The 18297-nt window shown below is 70.7% G+C and carries 16 protein-coding genes; 10 read left to right on the top strand and 6 right to left on the bottom strand.

What is annotated here, in order from left to right; translation table 11 throughout:
• Positions 1-21 precede the first annotated feature (21 nt).
• The 5 genes from ACG01O_RS12170 to pssA are packed head-to-tail and all read left to right on the top strand — an operon-like array spanning position 22 to position 3721.
• Entirely contained in the window at positions 22-765 is a 744-nt protein-coding gene (locus ACG01O_RS12170; protein WP_394384889.1) for a hypothetical protein, read from the top strand.
• A gap of 58 nt (positions 766-823) precedes the next feature.
• Positions 824-1069, top strand: coding sequence for an HPr-rel-A system PqqD family peptide chaperone (locus ACG01O_RS12165; RefSeq protein WP_394384887.1), 246 nt, complete (start codon positions 824-826; stop codon positions 1067-1069).
• Positions 1066-1998 (top strand): HprK-related kinase A, encoded by a 933-nt coding sequence (locus ACG01O_RS12160; RefSeq protein WP_394384885.1) that lies wholly within the window; start codon positions 1066-1068, stop codon positions 1996-1998. The genes ACG01O_RS12165 and ACG01O_RS12160 overlap by 4 nt, the downstream gene beginning before the upstream one ends.
• Entirely contained in the window at positions 1995-3080 is a 1086-nt protein-coding gene (locus ACG01O_RS12155; protein WP_394384883.1) for a nucleotidyltransferase domain-containing protein, read from the top strand. The genes ACG01O_RS12160 and ACG01O_RS12155 overlap by 4 nt, the downstream gene beginning before the upstream one ends.
• A gap of 23 nt (positions 3081-3103) precedes the next feature.
• On the top strand, positions 3104-3721 hold the full coding sequence (pssA, locus tag ACG01O_RS12150) for a CDP-diacylglycerol--serine O-phosphatidyltransferase (protein WP_394384882.1): 618 nt from the start codon (positions 3104-3106) through the stop codon (positions 3719-3721).
• On the opposite strand, the gene ACG01O_RS12145 is transcribed toward pssA, so the two are convergent.
• Entirely contained in the window at positions 3718-3939 is a 222-nt protein-coding gene (locus ACG01O_RS12145; protein ID WP_394384881.1) for a hypothetical protein, read from the bottom strand. The two genes, pssA and ACG01O_RS12145, sit on opposite strands and share 4 nt — an antisense overlap.
• Positions 3940-4234: 295 nt before the next feature.
• Here ACG01O_RS12145 and ACG01O_RS12140 point away from each other — a divergent pair, with 295 nt between their 5' ends.
• Entirely contained in the window at positions 4235-4405 is a 171-nt protein-coding gene (locus ACG01O_RS12140) for a hypothetical protein (protein WP_394384879.1), read from the top strand.
• A gap of 5 nt (positions 4406-4410) precedes the next feature.
• Here ACG01O_RS12140 and ACG01O_RS12135 read toward each other — a convergent pair whose 3' ends face one another.
• Positions 4411-5316, bottom strand: a complete 906-nt coding sequence (locus tag ACG01O_RS12135; RefSeq protein WP_394384877.1) for a LysR family transcriptional regulator ArgP — start codon at positions 5314-5316, stop codon at positions 4411-4413.
• 73 nt (positions 5317-5389) lie between these two features.
• Here ACG01O_RS12135 and ACG01O_RS12130 point away from each other — a divergent pair, with 73 nt between their 5' ends.
• Positions 5390-6028: a LysE/ArgO family amino acid transporter gene (locus tag ACG01O_RS12130; protein WP_394384875.1), complete on the top strand. Its 639-nt coding sequence runs from the start codon at positions 5390-5392 to the stop codon at positions 6026-6028.
• Positions 6029-6048: 20 nt separating this feature from the next.
• On the top strand, positions 6049-7326 hold the full coding sequence (locus ACG01O_RS12125; protein ID WP_394384873.1) for a D-amino acid dehydrogenase: 1278 nt from the start codon (positions 6049-6051) through the stop codon (positions 7324-7326).
• Between the two features lie 46 nt (positions 7327-7372).
• On the opposite strand, the gene prsT is transcribed toward ACG01O_RS12125, so the two are convergent.
• Entirely contained in the window at positions 7373-10165 is a 2793-nt protein-coding gene (prsT, locus tag ACG01O_RS12120) for an XrtA/PEP-CTERM system TPR-repeat protein PrsT (protein WP_394384871.1), read from the bottom strand.
• Positions 10166-10247: 82 nt separating this feature from the next.
• Here prsT and ACG01O_RS12115 point away from each other — a divergent pair, with 82 nt between their 5' ends.
• Together ACG01O_RS12115 and ACG01O_RS12110 are read left to right on the top strand one after the other, a co-directional pair.
• Positions 10248-11528, top strand: a complete 1281-nt coding sequence (locus ACG01O_RS12115; protein ID WP_394384869.1) for a heat-shock protein — start codon at positions 10248-10250, stop codon at positions 11526-11528.
• A gap of 65 nt (positions 11529-11593) precedes the next feature.
• Positions 11594-14008, top strand: coding sequence for an alpha/beta hydrolase family protein (locus ACG01O_RS12110; protein ID WP_394384868.1), 2415 nt, complete (start codon positions 11594-11596; stop codon positions 14006-14008).
• Positions 14009-14207: 199 nt separating this feature from the next.
• Here ACG01O_RS12110 and ACG01O_RS12105 read toward each other — a convergent pair whose 3' ends face one another.
• The 3 genes from ACG01O_RS12105 to ACG01O_RS12095 form a co-directional block, all read right to left on the bottom strand.
• On the bottom strand, positions 14208-14879 hold the full coding sequence (locus tag ACG01O_RS12105; RefSeq protein ID WP_394384866.1) for a YecA/YgfB family protein: 672 nt from the start codon (positions 14877-14879) through the stop codon (positions 14208-14210).
• A gap of 203 nt (positions 14880-15082) precedes the next feature.
• Entirely contained in the window at positions 15083-16576 is a 1494-nt protein-coding gene (gene gshA / locus ACG01O_RS12100) for a glutamate--cysteine ligase (RefSeq protein ID WP_394384863.1), read from the bottom strand.
• A 47-nt stretch (positions 16577-16623) separates the two neighbouring features.
• Complete coding sequence (locus ACG01O_RS12095) at positions 16624-18297, bottom strand: SulP family inorganic anion transporter (protein WP_394384861.1); 1674 nt, start codon at positions 18295-18297, stop codon at positions 16624-16626.

Below are 18297 nucleotides of genomic sequence, written 5' to 3'. Positions count from 1 at the left end.
CCCCTACACGAGGCCACTGTCATGAGCGAACGCCAATTCCACGACTCCCAGTCGACGCCGCAAGCGCCGGCTTCCGTCGATGCGTCCGCACGCCAGCTGGCCTCCGAGCGCCGTCGCCGCTTCATCAAGCTCGGCGGCGCCGCGGTGCCGACCGCCCTGACGCTGACCAGCCGCCCGGTGATGGCTTGGCACTGCAACACCGCGTCCACCTGGGGTTCGGCGCAGGGCATGTCCAACAGCTCGTACACCCGCTCGCAGGACGTGACCCGCCTGTTCCCGGACGAGACTTACACCACCGCTTGCTGGCTGAACAACTCCACGCGCGCCGGTCTGCCGACGAGCCCGTGGACGCGTGCGCCGCTGAGCCGCAGCGCGACCAGCGGCACCGCCAGCTATTACAAGGCGTACACGGTGGGCCAGTTGCTGTCGGGCACCGGCGCAACGATTGCGGGCGTGAGTTCCGACGATTCGGTCTGGAGCATCCTCAACGGTTCGCCCAAGAAGCCTTCCGGCACGCCCGGCGTGTACGGCCCGGGTTCGTCGACCTGCGGTGAGTTCCAGAAGCTGATGTTGGTGGCTTGGCTGAACTTCAAGGTGCTCAATTCCACCCTGAACAAGTGCCTGGCCCCGGGTGCGACCAACGTGCTGGTCAAGTTCGGCAACACCAGCTATGTCGATCCGGCCGGCGCCACCTGGACGCAAGCCAAGATCGTCACGTACCTGAAGAAGAACTTCGTCGCCTGCGCAGACGATTCCTGCGCCTGACCGGCGCGCCTGCAGCGTTGCGGTGGCCACGCGCTGGCAGCTGAACCGCCCACACGACATGCACGTGCGGGAATGGGAAGATGGCGGCGTGATCTACGACGCCATCAGCGGCAACACCCACCTGCTCGATCCTCTCGCCCTCGAACTGCTGGATTTGTTGCGCCAGCGGCCCTGGAGCGTGCCTGAGCTGGTGACCGACCTGCAGCACAGCCTGCCCGATGACGTGGCGGTCGGCGAGATGCCGAGCCTGTTGACCGCCAAGCTGGAGCAGTTGACGAGGCTGGAACTCGTCAAGCCGGCATGAGCCGGCCGCTGGCCAGCCTCGAACCCGGCGAACTGCTGCGGCAGCTGTCCGGGCCAGGCGTCACGCTGCAATTGCCGCCCTTCGTGGCGCGCCTGCGGTCCGACATCCCGCGCGTCGCCACTGACCTGCTGCGCCTGTACGGCGAGTTCGAGCTGGGCGACGAAACGGATTTCGCCGACTTTCACCTCGCGGTGCACCACGACCGCGGCTGGCATGCGCTGTGGCGCCGACTGGCCGGCCGGCGCCAGGCCCGCTTTTCCACCGATGGGCTGGCGGCCTTCACCACCTTGCGGGCCACCCAGGCCTTCCACATGATCGAGTGGGGTCTGAACTGGGCGGTGACCGCCCACGCCCACCAATACGTCGTCTATCACGCCGCCGTGCTGGAGCGTGACGGCCGAGCGCTGGTGCTGCCGGCGCCGCCGGGCTCGGGCAAGAGCACGCTCACCGCAGCGCTCGCCCACCGCGGCTGGCGTTTGCTGTCGGACGAACTGGCGCTGCTGGATGCCGGGTCAGGCCTGCTCTACGGCATGGCGCGCCCGGTCAACCTGAAGAACCGGGCGATCGACCTGATGCGCACCTTCGCGCCCGACGCCGTGATGACCGACCCGGTGCCCGACACCCTCAAAGGGACGCTGTCGCTGATGAAGGCGCCGGGCGACGCCATCGCCCGCGTGCGTGAGGGCGCCCGGCCCACCTGGGTGGTCGTGCCCCGCTACGAGCCCGGCTCACCGGCAGCGCTGGAACCCCTGCCCAAGGCCCAAGCCCATGTGCTGCTGGCCGACCAGGCCTTCAATTACGACATCCACGGCGTGGCCGGCTTCCAGGCCACCGCCGACCTCGTGGACCGCACCGCCTGCTGGGCGTTCAGCTACACCGACCTGGACGATGCGATCCGCGTCTTCGATGACTTGGCAGGCGCCGCATGACGACTCTGCCCTTGGTGCTTCAGATCCTGCGCGCGCCGCATGACGCCGCCCGGCTCAGCGCGGCCGATTGGGATTTGCTGATCCGCCAGTCGCGGCGGGCGAACCTGATCGCCCGGCTGGCCACCGCGCTGGCGCCGCAGCTCGACGCCCTGCCACCCGCACCGGCCCGGCACCTCGCGTCGGCACTCAAGATCGCCCAGCGACAGCGCCTGGCCACGCGCTGGGAGGCGGAATGCATCCGCCGTGCCCTGGTGCCCCTGGGCATCGAGCCCATCCTGCTCAAAGGGGCGGCGTACCTGCTGCGGGACCTTCCGGCTGCGCGGGGCCGCCTGTTTGGGGACGTGGACCTGCTGGTGCCCAAGTCGCAGATGGCTGCGGCCGAGGCGGGCCTGATGGTCGCCGGATGGGCCTTCGACGCCAGCCTTTCGGCGTACGACAGCCGGTACTACCGGGAGTGGATGCACGAGATCCCGCCGCTGTACCACCAGCAGCGCGACACCGCCCTGGACCTGCACCACAGCATCCTGCCGCCCACCGCCCGGGTGCAGGTCAACACCGCGGCGCTGTTCGACGACCTGCTGGACGTGCCCGACCTGCCCGGGCTCAAGGTGCTGGCCCCCACCACGATGTTCCTGCACAGCGCCGCCCACCTGTTCCATGAAGGCGAACTCGACAACGGGCTGCGCGACCTGTTCGACCTGGACGCCCTGCTGCGCGACTTCGGCCAGGATGCAGATTTCTGGACTGCGCTGGTGCCGCGCGCCCGGGCGCTGGGGCTGACGCGGCCGCTGCACCACGCCTTGCGCTACGTTACGCAGTTGCTGGACACGCCCGTGCCCGCCCCCGTGCTGCAAGCCGCCGCCGCTGACGCCCCGGCTGCACAAGGCCTGCTGGACGCCTGCTACCACCGCGCGCTGATGCCGGTGCACGCCAGCTGCGACAAACGCTTCACCGCCGCAGCACGCGCGGCCCTGTATGTGCGATCACACTGGCTGCGCATGCCGGCCCACCTGCTCACCCGGCATCTGGCGCGCAAGGCGTGGCTGCGCCTGCAACCGCCGGCCGAGGCGCTCAAGGTCTGAGGCCACGGACAATCCGGCCGACCATGAACAAGCCCAAACCCTTTTCTATGATCCGCGAGTTCCACCTCGCCGACTGGTTCACGCTGGGCAACGCCTGCTCGGGCATGGGTGCCCTGTTCTCGGTGATGACGTTTCTGCAGACCGGCGACCCGCGGCACCTGCAGTACGCCTGCGCCCTGATCCCGTTGGCGCTGGCGTTCGACGTGCTGGATGGCCGCATTGCCCGCTGGCGCCAGAAAAGTTCAGCCCTGGGCCGCGAACTGGACTCGCTGGCCGATGTGATCTCGTTTGGGGTGGCGCCTGCGGCGATTGCCTATGGTTGCGGCATGCAGGGCCTGTACGACCGCATCGTGCTGGTGTTTTTCGTGGCCTGCGGCGTCAGCCGCTTGGCCCGCTTCAACGTGACGGCCGAGAAGCTCAGCGCCGGATCGGACAAGGTGGCTTACTTCGAGGGCACGCCCATCCCAACGTCCATGGTGCTCGTCGCCGTGCTTTGGGCTGCAGCAGCGCAGGGTGCTTTGGCCGACGGCCTCTGGGGCGGCGTGTGGTGGCTGGGCGGCTACCGGCTGCACCCGCTGGTGCTGATGTTCGCGGTGTCCGGCTCGCTGATGGTGAGCCGGATCCGGATTCCGAAGATTTAAGCCGACCGACGGGACAACCAGCTCAATGGCGATTCCTGCGGCGAACGGCCCGACTGGGACTCCAGGAAATCCACCGGCGGCTGGCTGCGGTATTCGGCGATGACGCCGCCATCCAGGCAGGCATCGAGCCCGAAGGCCGTACCCAAATCGGCCGGATCCGGTGCGCTGCGCGCGGCAGCATCTCGGCGGAAGAAACGCAGCGCAGGAACGAATCGCATGGCCAACCCCTTGGACGTGAACTCGCGCGAACAGTCATGCACGAGCCCAGGCAGTGTGCGGGATTCGTGTGACAACCGGAGGCCCCAACTGTGAGTAAATATTGCCTCTGATGGCAATACCGCACAGGCCCGATGGCTGTTTTGGCCACTGAGCGGTGGGCCTGCGCCCGAATCGTGCTGCCAGCAACACCGCCCGGTGTTTTGCAATTCTTAGCCTTCACTCCCTAAAGATGAGGATAGGGTGTGGCCTCGCACCTCGTAAGCTGACCTCCCTGCCAACCCGTCCCTGCTTCGCATGAACGTCCTGCTGTTGAAATGGATTGCGCGTGCGCTGATTGCCGGGTTGCTGGCCAGCACACTGTGGATGGCCCTGCGCATCCACCCCGAACAAGCCGCGCCTCACGTGCTGGTCGCCCAGGCGGCGCTGGCTGCGGACGCCGCCTCCGCCCCGGCCGCGGCACGCTGACGGCGTCAGGCCAAGGCCTGGCGCGCGCCCTCCGCAAGCGCCTGGCCGATGCGGTCCAGCAACGCGTCGCGTCCCATCAGCTGCCACTGGTGCCAGAAGAGCGCCACATCCACGCCGACGTCGGGCCGCAACACCTGCAAGTCGCCTGACGCCACCCACGGCCGCACCTGCACCTCCGGCGCCACACCCACGCCCCAGCCCATGGCCGCCGCCCGCACGTAGGCCTCGCTGGACGGCACGAAGCGCTCCCGCAGGCGTGGCGCGCGCACACCAAAAGCCTGCGACACCCACTGCGCCTGCGTGTCGTCCTTGCGGTTGAACACCAGGAACGGCGTGTCCGCAAAGTTGCCGGCATGCAGGCCCTGGGGCAGGTGCTGCGCCAGAAACCCGGGGCTGGCCACCGCCACGTAGCGCATCACCCCCAGCGGCGTGACCCGGCAACCCTGCAACGCCTCCGCCACGGTGGACACGCAACCCAGCACCGCGCCTTGGCGCAGGCTGTCGTGGGTGAAGTCCTGGTCATCCACCACCAACTCCAGCCCGTAGCCCTCGTGCAAGCCTTGTTGAACGAGACGGTCCAGCGCCGGCAGCACCCAGGTGGCCAGGCTGTCGGCATTGATGGCGATGGCCAGGCGGGACTGCGGCGCCACCTGGGCGCCCAGCTCCCGGGCCACATCCACGCGCAAGGCCTGCATCTGCCGCGCAAACCGCAGCAGCACCTTGCCGGCCTCCGTCAGTCGCAAGGGGCGCGAGCGCACCACCAGCGGTTGGCCCACCTGCGACTCCAACACCCGCAGCCGCTGTGACACCGCACTTTGCGTGATCGACAGGCGCTGCGCCGCGCGCTCGAAGCCCAGTTCATCGGCCAGGGCGGCCAGGCAATCCAGGGCGGCGGGGTCCAGGTCATTCATAAGCACCACTAATGTACTGCGACGAATATGAATGAATCTTCTTGAAAGAAGCCGTGCTGAAGACAATCCGCGGATGATTGCCGAGGCCTTGCCCCCACCGTCTGCCGCCGCTGTGTTCGCACAGGGCTGGACGCTGGGTGCGAGCCTCATCCTGGCCATCGGCGCGCAGAACGCGCTGGTGCTGCGCCAGGGGTTGCGGCGCGAGCATGTGGGGGCGGTCGTGGCGGTGTGCACGCTGTCCGACTGGCTGCTGATCGCGCTGGGCGTGTTCGGGCTCGGTGCGCTCATCCAGGCCCACCCGGCCTTGCTGGACGTGTTCCGCTTCGGCGGGGCGGCCTTCCTGCTGGCCTACGCCGCCCGCGCGGCGCGGCGCGCCTGGCAACCGGGCGGCAGCTTGCAGGCGGACGGCCCCGGCAGCAGCTTGGGTGCCACCCTGACCACGGCGCTGGCCCTCACCTACCTCAACCCGCACGTCTACCTGGACACCGTGGTGCTGCTGGGCGGGCTGGGCGCGCGCCAGCCGGCAGACCTGCGCGGCGCCTTCGCGCTCGGCGCCGGGCTGGCCTCGGCGATGTGGTTCAGCCTGCTGGGCTTCGGCGCCGCCGCCGCTGCACCGCGCCTGCGCAGCCCCCACACCTGGCGCGTCGTCGATGGCCTGGTGGCTTTGCTGATGGCGGCGCTGGGTTTACAACTGCTTCTGCAACCCCTCTGACAACAACTCGAAGGAACACCATGAAGATCGTCGTCCTGGGTGCCGGCATCATCGGGATCGCCACGGCCTGGTACCTGCTCGAAGAGGGGCATGAGGTGGTGGTGGTGGACCGCCAACCCGACGCCGCGCTGGAAACCAGCTTCGCCAACGGGGCGCAGATTTCGGTGAGCTTCTGCGAGCCCTGGGCCAACGCCGGCGCGCCGTTCAAGGTGGCCAAGTGGTTGTTGCGCGACGACTCGCCGCTGCTGTTCCGCCCGCGGCTGGACCCCAACCAATGGCGCTGGGGCCTGGCCTTCCTGACCCAGTGCACGAACGCCGCCTTCGAGCGCAACGTGGAACAGCTGGTGCAGCTGGGCCGCTACTCGCACGAATCGCTCAAGGCGCTGGTGAGCCAGACCGGCATCGAATACGACCGCCTGGAGCGCGGCATCCTGCATTTCTTCTCCAGCCAGGCCGACTTCGACAACGGCGCGGCGGGCGCCGAGATCATGCGCCGCCACGGCGTGGACCGGCGCGTGCTGTCGCGTGACGAGGTGCTGAAGGTGGAACCCGCGCTGGCCACCTTCGGCCCGCGCGTGTTCGGCGGCACCTACACGCCCAGCGACGAAAGCGGCGACGCCAAGGACTTCACGCAAAAGCTCGCCCAGCGCTGTGCCGAGCGCGGCGCGCAATTCCTGTACGAACACGACATCCTGGGCCTGCAGCGGGCGGGGGATGGCATCGAGTCGGTGCAGATCGCCCAGGTGCGCACCGGCGTGCGCCAGACGCTGAAGGCTGACGCCTTCGTGGCCGCCATGGGCTCGTACACGCCGGAGCTGGTCAAGCCGCTGGGCGAGTGCCTGAACATCTACCCGGCCAAGGGCTACTCAGCCACCCTGCGCCTGAAGCGGCCCGAAGCCGCCAGCGTGGTGAGCCTGCTGGACGACACGCGCAAGATCGCGATTTCGCGCCTGGGCGACCACATCCGCATCGCCGGCACGGCCGAGCTGTCCGGCTTCGACCTGAACCTGAATTCGCCCACCGCCCAGGTGCGCTGCGCCGCGCTGGTGAAGCGCTACGAAGAACTCTTCCCGGGCGTGGCCGACACGAGCGAGCCGAACTACTGGACCGGCCTGCGCCCCAGCACGCCCACCAACATCCCGTACATCGGCCGCAGCCGCAAGGCGCGCAACCTGTGGCTGAACGCCGGCCACGGCACGCTGGGCTGGACGCATGGCGCTGGCTCCGGCCGGGCCATGGCCGAGCTGATGGCCGGGCGCCGCCCGGACCTGGCCTTCGGCTTCTACGGCATGGCCTGAAGCCGCGCCGGCACGTGCGCGAGGGCCCGCCACGGCGGGCCCGGCTTCAACCGCCGATGGACTTCAGCAGTGCCTGCACCTGCGCCTGCTGCGGCAGCTTGCTGCCCTGCTTGGCCAGCGCTTCCAACTCGGTGCGGGCCGCGGCCTTGTCGCCCGACTGGATCAGGATTTCCGCCAGGCTCACGCGGTAGGCCGGCTGGTCCGGCTGGTCAGCCACCAACTGGCGCTGCAGGCTCAGTGCCTTCGGGAATTGCTTCTCACCGGCCAGGACGGTGGCGTAGGTGTCGCGCAGCGGGCCGTAGTCGGCCGCCAGCTTCAGGCCCCGTTCGGCCAGTTCCACCGCGCCGCCCTTGCCCAGCTTGCTGCGCAGCCAGGCCACGTTGTTGATGACCTGCAGCGCGTCTGGGCTGCGCTTGAGCAACGCCTCATAGCGGCTCAGCGCCGGCTCCATCTCGCCACGGGTGAGCAGGGTGTCGGCCACCGCGCCCTGGAACAGCACGTCTTGCGGGTGCGAGGCCGTCCACTGGCTTTCAAACGCCAGGGCTTCATCGCGCTTCTTGGCGGCCATCAGCACGGCAAACAAGCGCGGCGCGGCCTCGCCCGGGTCGGCCAGGGCCGTGGCCTTGCGCAGCGCGGCAATCGCGGCGTCGAAACGCTGGCGGCCCGCTTCCACATCGGCCTCGGCCACCCAGGCGAACGCTTCCTGCGGGTTGGCCTTCTGACGCTCGCGCAGGGCCGCCAGGCCTTGCTCGGTGCGCCCTTGGCGCAGCATCAGCTGGATGGACAGGCGCTGCGCCATCACCGAGCCCGGCTCGGCTTCCAGCGCACGCTTGACGTCGCGCTCGGCCCCGGCGAAATCGCCGTCACCCACGCGCAGCTGGGCCAGGCCCAACCAGCCCTGGGCCCGCGTGGGCGCCAGCACCGTGAGTTGCGTGAAGGTCTTGCTGGCCTGCGCCTTGTCCCCGGCCAGCAGCTGGGTGCGCGCCAGGCGATCCAGCACATCCGGGTTCTGCGGCAGTGCGGCCACCGCCTCCTGGGCCGCTTGGCCGGCCTTGGCGGCATTGCCCGCGCGGAGTTGGGTGTCGATCAGCGCCAGGCGCAGGCCCACATCGGTGGGCTCCTCGCGCACCCCGGCGGCCAGCACCTCGGTGATGCGGTCCGCCGGCGCGCGGGTTTGGTTCAGCAACTCGGCCAGGGCCAGGCGGGCCTGGGCCGAACGCGGCTGCGCGGCCACGAAGGCCTCCAGGCGCTTCACGCCGGCCTCAGACTTGCCCGCCTGCACCTCCAGGCCCACCAGACCGAGCGCGGCCGGCAGGTAGCTGGCGTCGGCCTTCAGGGCGGCCTCGAAGGCGGCCTGGGCACCGGCGGTGTCCTTGCGGGCCAGGGCCACCCGGCCGCGCAGGTTGTCAGGCACCGGGCTACCCGCCATCTTGGGTGCGAGCTTGTCGATGGCAGCTGCCGCTCCGGCCAGGTCGCCCCGGCGCATCAGGGTGTTGACCACCATCAGGTCGTAGGTGCCGGCCGTGTCTTTGGCGGCCAGGTCGCGCAGCTGCTGGACGGCGGCATCGGCCTTGGCGCGGTTGGCGCCGCTGGGGGCCATGGCGTCACGCGCGATGGCCGACAGCGCCAGCGCGGCACCCGCCTTGCTGTCCTCGGGGCGCAGCTTGGCGGCGGTGGCGAAGGCCTGGTCGGCCGCCTCGAAATTGCCCAGCACCAGGTGCGCCTTGCCGGCCAGCAGGTGGGTTTCGGCATCGCCCTTGGCGGCCTCCAGCACCGGGCGCAGGGTGTCCAGCGCCTTGGCGGCTTCGCGGCGCTGCAACTGCAGGCCGGCGTACTGGCGGCGCAGTGCCAGATCGTCCGGGGCCAGCTTCACGGCCTGGTTGAGCAGGTTTTCGGCGTCGGCCAGCTCGCCCAGCTGCTGGTGCGCGCCCGAGGCCAAGCGCAGCAGCGGCAGGAAGTTGGGCATGGCCTTGAGCAGCGGCAGCGCCAGCTCTCGGGCCTTGGCGGCGTCGCCCTTGGCCAGGGCCACCTGGGCCTGCAGGTAGCGGCCCTGCGGCTTCTTGGCGACGTCGGCCGGCATCTCTTCCACCAGCTTGGCGGCCACGTCCACCTTCTTCTCGGCCAGGGCCAGGCGCAGCAGCAGGCCACGCGCGTCAAAGCTTTGCGGCTCCAGCGCCAGCACCTGGCGCAGCAGCGGCTCGGCCTCGTCGACCTTGCGGCGGCTGATCAGCACTTCAGCCTTCAGCAGCGCGGCCTTGGCCGACTTGGGTTCCTTCTGCAGGAAGCGGTCGAGCGCGGCGAGGGCGTCGTCTGCGGCGCCGCCGGCCAGCTTCACGCGGGCGTCCACCACCACGGAGTCTTCGGCGTCGGGCTGCAACTGCAGCGCGCGGGCGGCGGCGCCCTTGGCCTGGGCGGCATTGCCTTGGCTCAGGTAGGCCAGCGCCAGCGAGCGCTGCAGGCTGGCCATGGCGGTGGGGTCGGCCAGGCTTTGGTCGCCGAACTCGCCGATGACCTTGCGGGCCTGGCCCGACTGCAGCAGCGACTGCGCCAGCATCGGGGCCAGTTCATCGCGCGGCGCGCCCAGCTCCCAGGCGCGGCGCAGTTCGATTTCCGCGCCCGCCATGTCGCCGCTGTCCAGCAGCGCCTTGCCCAGCATCTGGCGCGCCTTGGCGCTGTCCGGGGTTTGCTGCAGCAGGTTCTTGAGCTCGATCACCGCGCCATTCACATCCTTCTGCTCCAGGCGCTTCTGGGCGCTGGTGAGCAGGTCTTGCTCGGAACGTTGGCTGCAGGCGGCCAGCAGGGCAACCGTGATCAGGGCGAGGGCGCGGCGAGATTTCATTCGTTCTCCTTGTCGGCGCGGATTGTGTTCCTAGAATCCGCGCCCCTTCTCAGGACTGGCCCCAGCGCCGGTAATACGCACGATGGCCGCCCCCCTTTTCTGCGCGATTGACTTCGGCACCTCCAACTCCGCCGTCGCCGTGCCGGACGACACCGGTGGCATGCGCCTGGTCGAGCTGGAGCCCGGCCAGCGCACCATGCCCACGGCGGTGTTCTATTTCACCGAGGGCGCGCACGACGCCGACGGCCCGCCACGCGCCTTTGGCCGCGCCGCCGTGGCCGCCTACGTGGAAGGCCACGACGGGCGGCTGATGCGCTCGATGAAAAGCATCCTGGGCTCCTCGCTGATCGACCAAACCACCGACGTGGGCGGCGGCCGCGGCGCCAAATACTCCGACATCGTGGCCGGCTACTTGAAGCGCCTGCGCCGCCTGGCTGGCAACCCCGAGCGCGTGGTGCTGGGCCGGCCGGTGTTTTTCGTGGATGGCGAGCCCGAGCGCGACGCCGCCGCCCAGGCCCAGTTGGAGGCCTGCGCCCACGCGGTGGGCTTCACCGAGGTGCAGTTCCAGTTCGAGCCCATCGCCGCCGCGTTCGACTTTGAGCAGCAGGCCATCCGCCAGGGCAAGGGCGAGCAACGCGTGCTGGTGGCCGACATCGGCGGCGGCACCAGCGACTTCTCGGTGGTGCGCGTGGGCCCCGAGCGCGTGCAGCGCCTGGAGCGCCGCGAGGACATCTTGGCCAGCCACGGCGTGCACATTGCCGGCACCGACTTCGACCGCCACATCGAGCTTGCCGGCGTGCTGCAGGCCTTCGGCTACCGGGCCACGGGCCCCAGCGGGCGCGAGTTGCCCAGCGGGCTGTACTTCGACCTGGCCACCTGGCACCTCATCAACAGCTGCTACGCCCCGCTGCGCGTGGCCGAATGGCGCGGCATGAAAAGCTGGTTCAGCGACGTGCGCCAGCACGCGCGGCTGATGACGGTGCTGGAAGAGCGCCTGGGCCACGAACTCGCCGCGCGGGCCGAGGGCGCCAAGATCGCGATTGCCGGCGGGGCCGACACCACGGTGGACCTGAACCACATCGAGCGCGGCCTGGTGCTGCCGCTGAGCGAGCAGACCGCCGTGGACGCGCTGCGGGCCGACCTGGACCGCATCATCGCCACCGCCCACGAGACCGTGACGCTGGCCGGCCTGAAGCCCGAGCAGATCGACGCGCTGTACTTCACCGGTGGCTCCACCGGCCTGCGCCTGCTGGTGGACGGCATGGCGGCGGGCTTCCCGCAGGCGGCGCGCGTCACGGGCGACCGCTTCGCCTCAGTGGCCACGGGCCTGGGCCTGCACGCCCACCGGGTTTTCACGGCCTGACTTCCTGGATGCAGGGCGGCCCCTGCTAGCCTGCGCGGCTTGCCTTGACCGGGAGCCTGCGCCCCATGATCCGAACCCTCCTGGCCACCGCCCTGGCGCTGGCCCTGACCGCCCCGGCCCACGCGGCCGACCTGCCGCAAACCTACCAGCAGCCTTCTGCCGAGGTGCGCGCCGTGCTGGACGCCCCCGGCCTGCCGCAGTACAGCCGCTCACCCGACGAGCGCCTGCTGGCCCGCATGGACCTGCGGCGCTACCGCAGCGTGGCCGAGCTGGCGCGGCCCATCCTGCGCCTGGCCGGCAAGCGCATCGACGCGGCCGCCAGCGGCCCGCAGCTCATCCCGCAGATCGACCGCCTCAGCCTGCGCCCGCTGGCCACGCCCGGCGCGTCCGAGCGCGAGGTCAAGCTGCCGGCGGGTGGCGGCTTCCATCAGCTGCGCTGGTCGCCCGACGGCCGCCGCTTCCTGCTGAACCGCCGCACCGCCCACGCCACCGAGCTGTGGGTGGGCGACAGCGCCACCGGCCAGATCAAGCCCGTGCCGGGCGTGAAGCTCAACACCATCCTGGAGGCTGACGTGGCCTGGCTGGGGGCCGATGAACTCGTGGTGCTGACCGTGCCCGACGGCCGCGGCCCCGCGCCGGTGTTCGACGCGCCGGACGGCCCGGTGGTGCAGGAGTCCATGGGCCGCGTGTCGCCTGAGCGCACGCTGCAAGACCTGCTGAAGAACAGCCAGGACGACGCCCTGTTCACGCACGTCGCCACCTCGGCCCTGCGCCGCGTGAACCTCAAGACCGGCACCTCGCGCCAGTTCGGCACGCCCGGCCTGTACGCCAACCTGCACGTGGTGGGCGGCGCCACACCGCTGCTGCTGACCGAGCGGCTGGTGGCGCCCTACAGCTACCAACTGCCCTGGAACGACTTCGCCCGCCAGGTGGAACTGCTGGACGCCCAAGGCCAGCGCGTGCGCGACCTGGGCGCCGTCAAGCGCAAGGACGGCGTGCCCATCGAGGGCGTCATCACCGGCCCACGCAGCTTCTGGGCCTCGCCGCTGGCCGACGGCGCCGTCTACTGGGTGGAAGCCCTGGACGGTGGCGATCAGCGCACCAAGGTGCCGCACCGCGACCGCCTGATGCGCCTGGACGCCCCCTACCGCGGCGAAGCGCGCGAGGTGCACCGCACCGCCGGGCGCCTGGCCGGCCTGACCTTCATGGACGGCGGCCCGCGGGCGCTGGTGACCGAGTTCGACCGCGACCGCCTGTGGGTCAGCGTGGACCTGCTGGCCCTGGACGGCAGCACGCCGCCCGCCCGTCTGCAAGACCGCTCCATGCGCGACCGCTACCGCGACCTCGGCACCCCGCTGACCCACATGCTGCCCAACGGCCGCAGCGTGGTGCGCGTGGACGACGAGCACCTGCTGCTGGCCGGCGCCGGCGCCAGCCCCGAGGGCGACCGCCCCTTCATCGACCGCCTCAACCTGCGCGACCGCCGCAGCACGCGGCTGTTCCAGTCCGGCCTGAGCGCCTACGAGCGCCCCATCACCCTGCTGGCCGACGGCCGCCTGCTCACCAGCCGCGAAACCGCCACCGAGCCGCCAAACCTGATGCTGCGCAGCGGCGCCGGCTTCGAGCAGGCCGTGGCCCTGACCGCGCAGGCCGACCCCACGCCGCAGCTGCGCGGCGTGCAGCGCGAGCTGATCAAGTTCAAGCGGGCCGACGGCGTGGAGCTCAGCTTCTGGCGCTACCTGCCGCCGGACTACAAGGCCGGCGAGCGTCGCCCGACGCTGGTGTGGGCCTACCCGCTGGAGTTCACCGACGCCTCCACGGCCGGCCAGGTCAGCGGCTCCAGCAGCCGCTTCACCACCTTTGCCGGCACCAGCCCGCTGATGCTGCTGCTGGACGGCTACGTGGTGCTGATGGACGCCACCATGCCGGTGGTGGGCGACCCCAAGACCGTGAACGACAGCTTCGTGGAGCAGATCACCGCCAACGCGAAGGCCATCATCGACAAGGCCGTGGAGCTGGGCACCAGCGACCGCGACGCCATGGTGGTGGGCGGCCACAGCTACGGCGCGTTCATGACGGCCAACCTGCTGGCCCACACCGACCTGTTCAAGGCCGGCATTGCCCGCAGCGGCGCCTACAACCGCACCCTCACGCCGTTTGGCTTCCAGAGCGAACGCCGCAGCTTCTGGGAGGCGCAGGACGTCTACCTCAAGCTCTCACCGTTCAACTATGCGGACAAGCTCAAGGAGCCGCTGCTGCTGATCCACGGCGAAAGCGACGACAACCCGGGCACCTTCCCCATCCAGTCCGCCCGCTTCTACCAGGCACTCGCCGGCACCGGCGGCAACGTGCGCTACGTGGTGCTGCCGCACGAGTCGCACGGCTACTCGGCGCGCGAGTCCATCGGCCACACGCTGTGGGAGATGAGCGGGTGGATGAAGCGGCAGACCCGAGCCCCTCGTCCAGACGCCCCACGCTGAACGCGGGCGCATCTGACCGGTCTTGCAGACCGCGCAGCGGACAAGCCCGCTGCCCTTCGGCAGGCACGCCGAGCCCACAGGGCTCCCCGTGTCCGGCCTCAGCCCCCGAGGGGACGGCGATTGACCGGGCTTCGAGCCCGGTCAACATCGCCCCGGCGGGCCGGCTTGGGGCGGCCCGGCGCTCGGCCCGAAAGCGAGATCAGCGGCGGGGCGGAGGGCCACGGCGGCGCTGGGCGCCGTGCGGCGCGGTCCGCCCGGCTGGGCGCGGCGGCGCCTTCAAGGGGCGCGACACATCGGCCAGCATCAGCACCGCGCTGACCAAGCCTTCCACGGCCTCCTCCAGGTCGGCTGGCGGCTCCAGAGACTCGATCTCCTCCAGCAGCGTGTCGGCGTCTTCCAGGTCGTCCGGGTCCAGGTGCAGGTAGATGGCCGCCAGCGGCTCCAGCAAGGGCTCCTCGGGCAGCTTCATCAACGCCGGGTGCGCGTCCAGCGCATGGGCGAAGCCGGCCACCCAGGGCAGCACGGTTTCGCTCGGCTCCGCGTCGTCGTCGAGTTCGAAGATCCAGGGGTCGAACCACTGCCGGCCGGCAATCGCGACGTTCAATTCCTTGTGGCGACGGCGCAGCAGCGCCAGCAACTCGTCGTTCACCCGCGCGGGCGTGGGCCGGCCCTCGCTGTCCAGCAACGGCGGCAGCCAGGCTGCGAGCGGCACAGGCTCAGGCTGCAGCAGCACACCGCACAGATAGCCGTCCAGCATGCTCACGTCCAGCGGCTCCAGCGGCGCGGGCAAGGCGTCCAGCAACGCCTGCAGGCGCTCCAGGTCGGCTTCGGAAAGGGTGTCGGCGGCAGGCCGCGAGGCGGTATGGGGCATGACGGGATTATCCGTGGACACCTGTAAATATTGCCCGCCCATCGGCGCACGCCGCCCCTACAGTGCCTGCATCCCAACGACGCCCTCAACCCTGAGGGCTTCCAGACCCGATCAGCTTGCTGACCGGGTCTTTTTTTCGTCCCTCCACCGGCACGGCGCCGAGCGCGCCATGCGGCGCGAGACGAGGCGCGCAGCCGGAGGGGTCAGACGGCCATCCGGGCCGGCGACACGTACTGCCGGCGGAAGGTCTCGAAGTCCAGCGTGTCGGCCGCCTCGATGCGGGCCTGCTCGGCCAGCGACTCGGCGGCCAGGTGCTCGAAGCGCTGTTGCAGGGCGGGCGGGTAGGGCCGGGCCAGCAGCGCCTCGCGGGTGGCTTCGCTTTGGCGGCGGATGAAGCCCACGTAGCTGTCGTCGAAGTCTTGCGCCATCACGGTCAGCATGCGGGCGGACGGGCACTGCTCCGGGTGCTGCAGGCGCTGCGCCACGCGGCGCAGGGCGTCGCTGTAGGCGCTGCCCCCGTGCGCGGCGTCCAGCGCCTGGGCCTGCACGGCACAACCGGCCAGGATGTCGGCGGCCCAGTCAGCCAGCGCCTTGGGGCCGCTGCGCCAGTGCTCCAGCACCAGGCCGGGCTCCCGGCCGCGCGCGGCCACGGCGTGCTGGTTGCGGGCGTTGGCGGCAATTTCCTCGGGGGTGTCGCGCGGGCTGTCGCTGTGCAGGCAGTGCAGCAGGAAGGCGTCGAGCACGCGGATGGTGTCGGCGCCAATGCCCACGGGCTCGAAGGGGTCCAGGTCCATCAGCCGCACCTCGATGTACTCGACGCCGCGCTCGCGCAGCGCGTGCAGCGGGCGCTCGCCCGAGCGGATCACGCGCTTGGCGCGGATGGTGCTGTAGAACTCGTTTTCGATCTGCAGCAGGCTGGTGGAAAGTTGGTTGTAGTCGCCGCCCGGGGTCTGCACGCCGATGGCTTCGTACGCCGGATACGGCGTGCTCAGCGCGCCTTGCAGCGAGGCGGCGTAGCTTTCCAGGCAGTTGTAGCTGACGGCGATGCTGGCCTGCGCGTCGCTTTGGTAGCCCAGGCGCCCCATGCGCAGCGAGGTGGCGTGGGGCAGGTACAGCGTGTGGCCCGACAGCCGCTGCAGGCCGTGCTCACGCCCGGCCACAAAGCTCTCGCACAGCGCCGGGCTGGCGCCGAAGAGGTACAGCAGCAGCCAGCCGTCGCGGCGGAAGTTGCGGATGGCGCCCAGGTAGCCCTCGGTGCCCACACCGGGGATGGACCAGTTGTAGTGGATGCCCGAAATCGTCTGCATGCGCCGGCCGTAACGCTGGCCCAGGCCCATGCGGTAGACGCTCTTGGCGCGGCCCACGTTGCTGTGCCCGTAGCGGCCGATGGGAATGGTTTCGTCCGCCGGCAGGCCGCAGGGCATGGAGCCCACCCACAGCCGCTCGTCGCCAAGGGCCCGGTACACGGCTTGGTGGATCTCGGTCAGCTCGGTCAGCACGGCCTCCACGCCGGCGTGCACGCCGGTGATGAGCTCCAGCTGCGACTCGCTGTAGTCGGTGGTGATGTGCGGGTGGGTGAGCGCCGCCCCCAGCGCCAGGGGGTGGGGTGTCAGCGCCAGGCCTCCGCCGGACAGTGCACGCAGGCTCTCTTTTTCGATGCCGCGGCGGATGCCGAGCAGGGTCTCTTTGTTGTTCATGGCATCTGGCGGGCCGCTGATTGGGCCGAAACGGTAGCAGAGAAGCGCTACAGCTGCCCGGGGGCGTCGTGGTCAGCCAGACTGGGTCTCAGGGCATGTTCACCGGCCTGGATGCCGTCATGGTGGCTGAGGTAGAGCGAGACGTCGTGCTTCTCCAGCCAGCCCACGGCTTTCAGGCGGTCCAGCACGGGGCCCTTCACCTCCGAGAACTCCAGCCGCAGGCCTTCGGCCGCGAGCGTGTGGTGCAGGTCCTGCAACGCAGTCAGGCCGGAGACGTCGATGTGGTTGACCGGCGCCATGAGCATCAGCACCCGCCGGGGCTCGCCCACCCGCTCGCGGTGCTCGCGCACGCGGGCCAGCACCGCATCGGCCAGGCCGCGGGCGTTGGTGAACACCAGGCTCTCGTCCACCCGCAGCCCCACCACCTCGGGCATGCACTCCACCGCGTAGCGCTCCACGTTGCGGTAGTGCTGGGTGCCGGGCACGCGGCCGATGCGGGCCACGTGCGGCTGCGCGGTGCGCTGGATCAACAAGGCCACCGACCCCACCACGCCAATGGCCAGCGCGGCCGCGATGCTCCAGCCCAGCACCGCCACCGTCACCGCCACCATCAGCAGGCCCTCGGCACGGGCATAGGCCCAGGCCTCGCGGTAGGGGCGCAGCGAGAAGCCGCCCAGCACCGCCACCAGGATGGTGGCCGCCAGCACCGGCTTGGGCAGGTGCGCCAGCGGCCCGGCCAGCATCAGCATGGCCCCGCCCATGAACACGGCCACGAACACCAGGCTCCAGCGGCTGCGCGAACCGGCCTCGTGCAGCAGGATGCTGCGCGAGAAGCTGCCCGCCACCGGCATGCCGCCGCTCAGAGCCGCCGCGAGGTTGGCGGCCGCCAGTCCGCGCATTTCTGCGGCGGGCGAAAGCTTCTCGCCACGGCGCTGCGCGAGCGACTCCGACACCGCCAGGCTGGACACGAAGCCCATCAGCCCCACCAACGCGGCCGACGGCAGCAGCTGCCACCACACGGCCGGGTCCAGCATCGGCAGGCCCAGCGGCAGCGCCAGCGTGGGCAGGGCCCCCACCTGCGCCACACCCTGCGCGGCCGGCGTGAAGGCGGACACCACCATCGCCGCCACCAACAGCAGCAGCGGCGCCAGGCGCGCCAGGGTGCGCGATGGCAGGCGGCGTGCGCCCATCAGCAGCAGCACCGCCACCGCGCCCCAGGCGGCGCTCACCGGCCGCCAGCCGCCTTGTGGGGCCGAGGCGATCAGGTCCGGCAGCGTGAAGCCCGCAGCCCGGCTGCCCAGCAGCACCGGCAGCTGGCCGGCCGCAATCATCAGCGTCGCCCCGGTCTCGAAGCCGCGCAGCGCGGGCACCGACAGCAGCGACGCCAGCGCGTCCAGCCGCAGCAGCGCGGCCAGGGCCAGCACGCCGCCCACCTCGGCCGCCAGCACCAGGGCGCCGGCCACCGGGCCCACCTCGGGCGGCAGCTGGCCCAGGGCCTGCGCAATCATCAGCGCCAGCACGGCCACCGGCCCCAGGCCCAGCACCGGGCTGGAGCCCAGCGCCGCATACGCCAGCAGGGGCAAGAGGCTGGCGTACAGGCCCACCTGCGGCGGCAGGCCGGCCAGCATGGCGTAGGCCAGGCTCTGGGGAATCAACAACACGGCCACCACCGCGCCGGCCATCAGGTCGGCGCGCCAGGTGGCGGGAAGAACAACTCGCAT

The sequence above is a fragment of the Pelomonas baiyunensis genome (assembly GCF_043555935.1).
GTDB lineage: Bacteria > Pseudomonadota > Gammaproteobacteria > Burkholderiales > Burkholderiaceae_C > Pelomonas > Pelomonas baiyunensis.
Note: the sequence above shows the minus strand (reverse complement) of the source record. Positions and strands in the feature narration are given on the sequence as shown.

Coding starts and splice junctions, on each gene's coding strand:
- ACG01O_RS12115 (WP_394384869.1), top strand. CDS start 10,248: ATGGCCGCCCCCCTTTTCTGCGCGATTGACTTCGGCACCTCCAACTCC.
- ACG01O_RS12110 (WP_394384868.1), top strand. CDS start 11,594: ATGATCCGAACCCTCCTGGCCACCGCCCTGGCGCTGGCCCTGACCGCC.
- ACG01O_RS12095 (WP_394384861.1), bottom strand. CDS start 18,297: ATGCGAGTTGTTCTTCCCGCCACCTGGCGCGCCGACCTGATGGCCGGC.
- prsT (WP_394384871.1), bottom strand. CDS start 10,165: ATGAAATCTCGCCGCGCCCTCGCCCTGATCACGGTTGCCCTGCTGGCC.
- ACG01O_RS12105 (WP_394384866.1), bottom strand. CDS start 14,879: ATGCCCCATACCGCCTCGCGGCCTGCCGCCGACACCCTTTCCGAAGCC.
- pssA (WP_394384882.1), top strand. CDS start 3,104: ATGAACAAGCCCAAACCCTTTTCTATGATCCGCGAGTTCCACCTCGCC.
- ACG01O_RS12170 (WP_394384889.1), top strand. CDS start 22: ATGAGCGAACGCCAATTCCACGACTCCCAGTCGACGCCGCAAGCGCCG.
- ACG01O_RS12125 (WP_394384873.1), top strand. CDS start 6,049: ATGAAGATCGTCGTCCTGGGTGCCGGCATCATCGGGATCGCCACGGCC.
- ACG01O_RS12140 (WP_394384879.1), top strand. CDS start 4,235: ATGAACGTCCTGCTGTTGAAATGGATTGCGCGTGCGCTGATTGCCGGG.
- ACG01O_RS12160 (WP_394384885.1), top strand. CDS start 1,066: ATGAGCCGGCCGCTGGCCAGCCTCGAACCCGGCGAACTGCTGCGGCAG.
- gshA (WP_394384863.1), bottom strand. CDS start 16,576: ATGAACAACAAAGAGACCCTGCTCGGCATCCGCCGCGGCATCGAAAAA.
- ACG01O_RS12135 (WP_394384877.1), bottom strand. CDS start 5,316: ATGAATGACCTGGACCCCGCCGCCCTGGATTGCCTGGCCGCCCTGGCC.
- ACG01O_RS12165 (WP_394384887.1), top strand. CDS start 824: ATGCACGTGCGGGAATGGGAAGATGGCGGCGTGATCTACGACGCCATC.
- ACG01O_RS12130 (WP_394384875.1), top strand. CDS start 5,390: ATGATTGCCGAGGCCTTGCCCCCACCGTCTGCCGCCGCTGTGTTCGCA.
- ACG01O_RS12145 (WP_394384881.1), bottom strand. CDS start 3,939: ATGCGATTCGTTCCTGCGCTGCGTTTCTTCCGCCGAGATGCTGCCGCG.
- ACG01O_RS12155 (WP_394384883.1), top strand. CDS start 1,995: ATGACGACTCTGCCCTTGGTGCTTCAGATCCTGCGCGCGCCGCATGAC.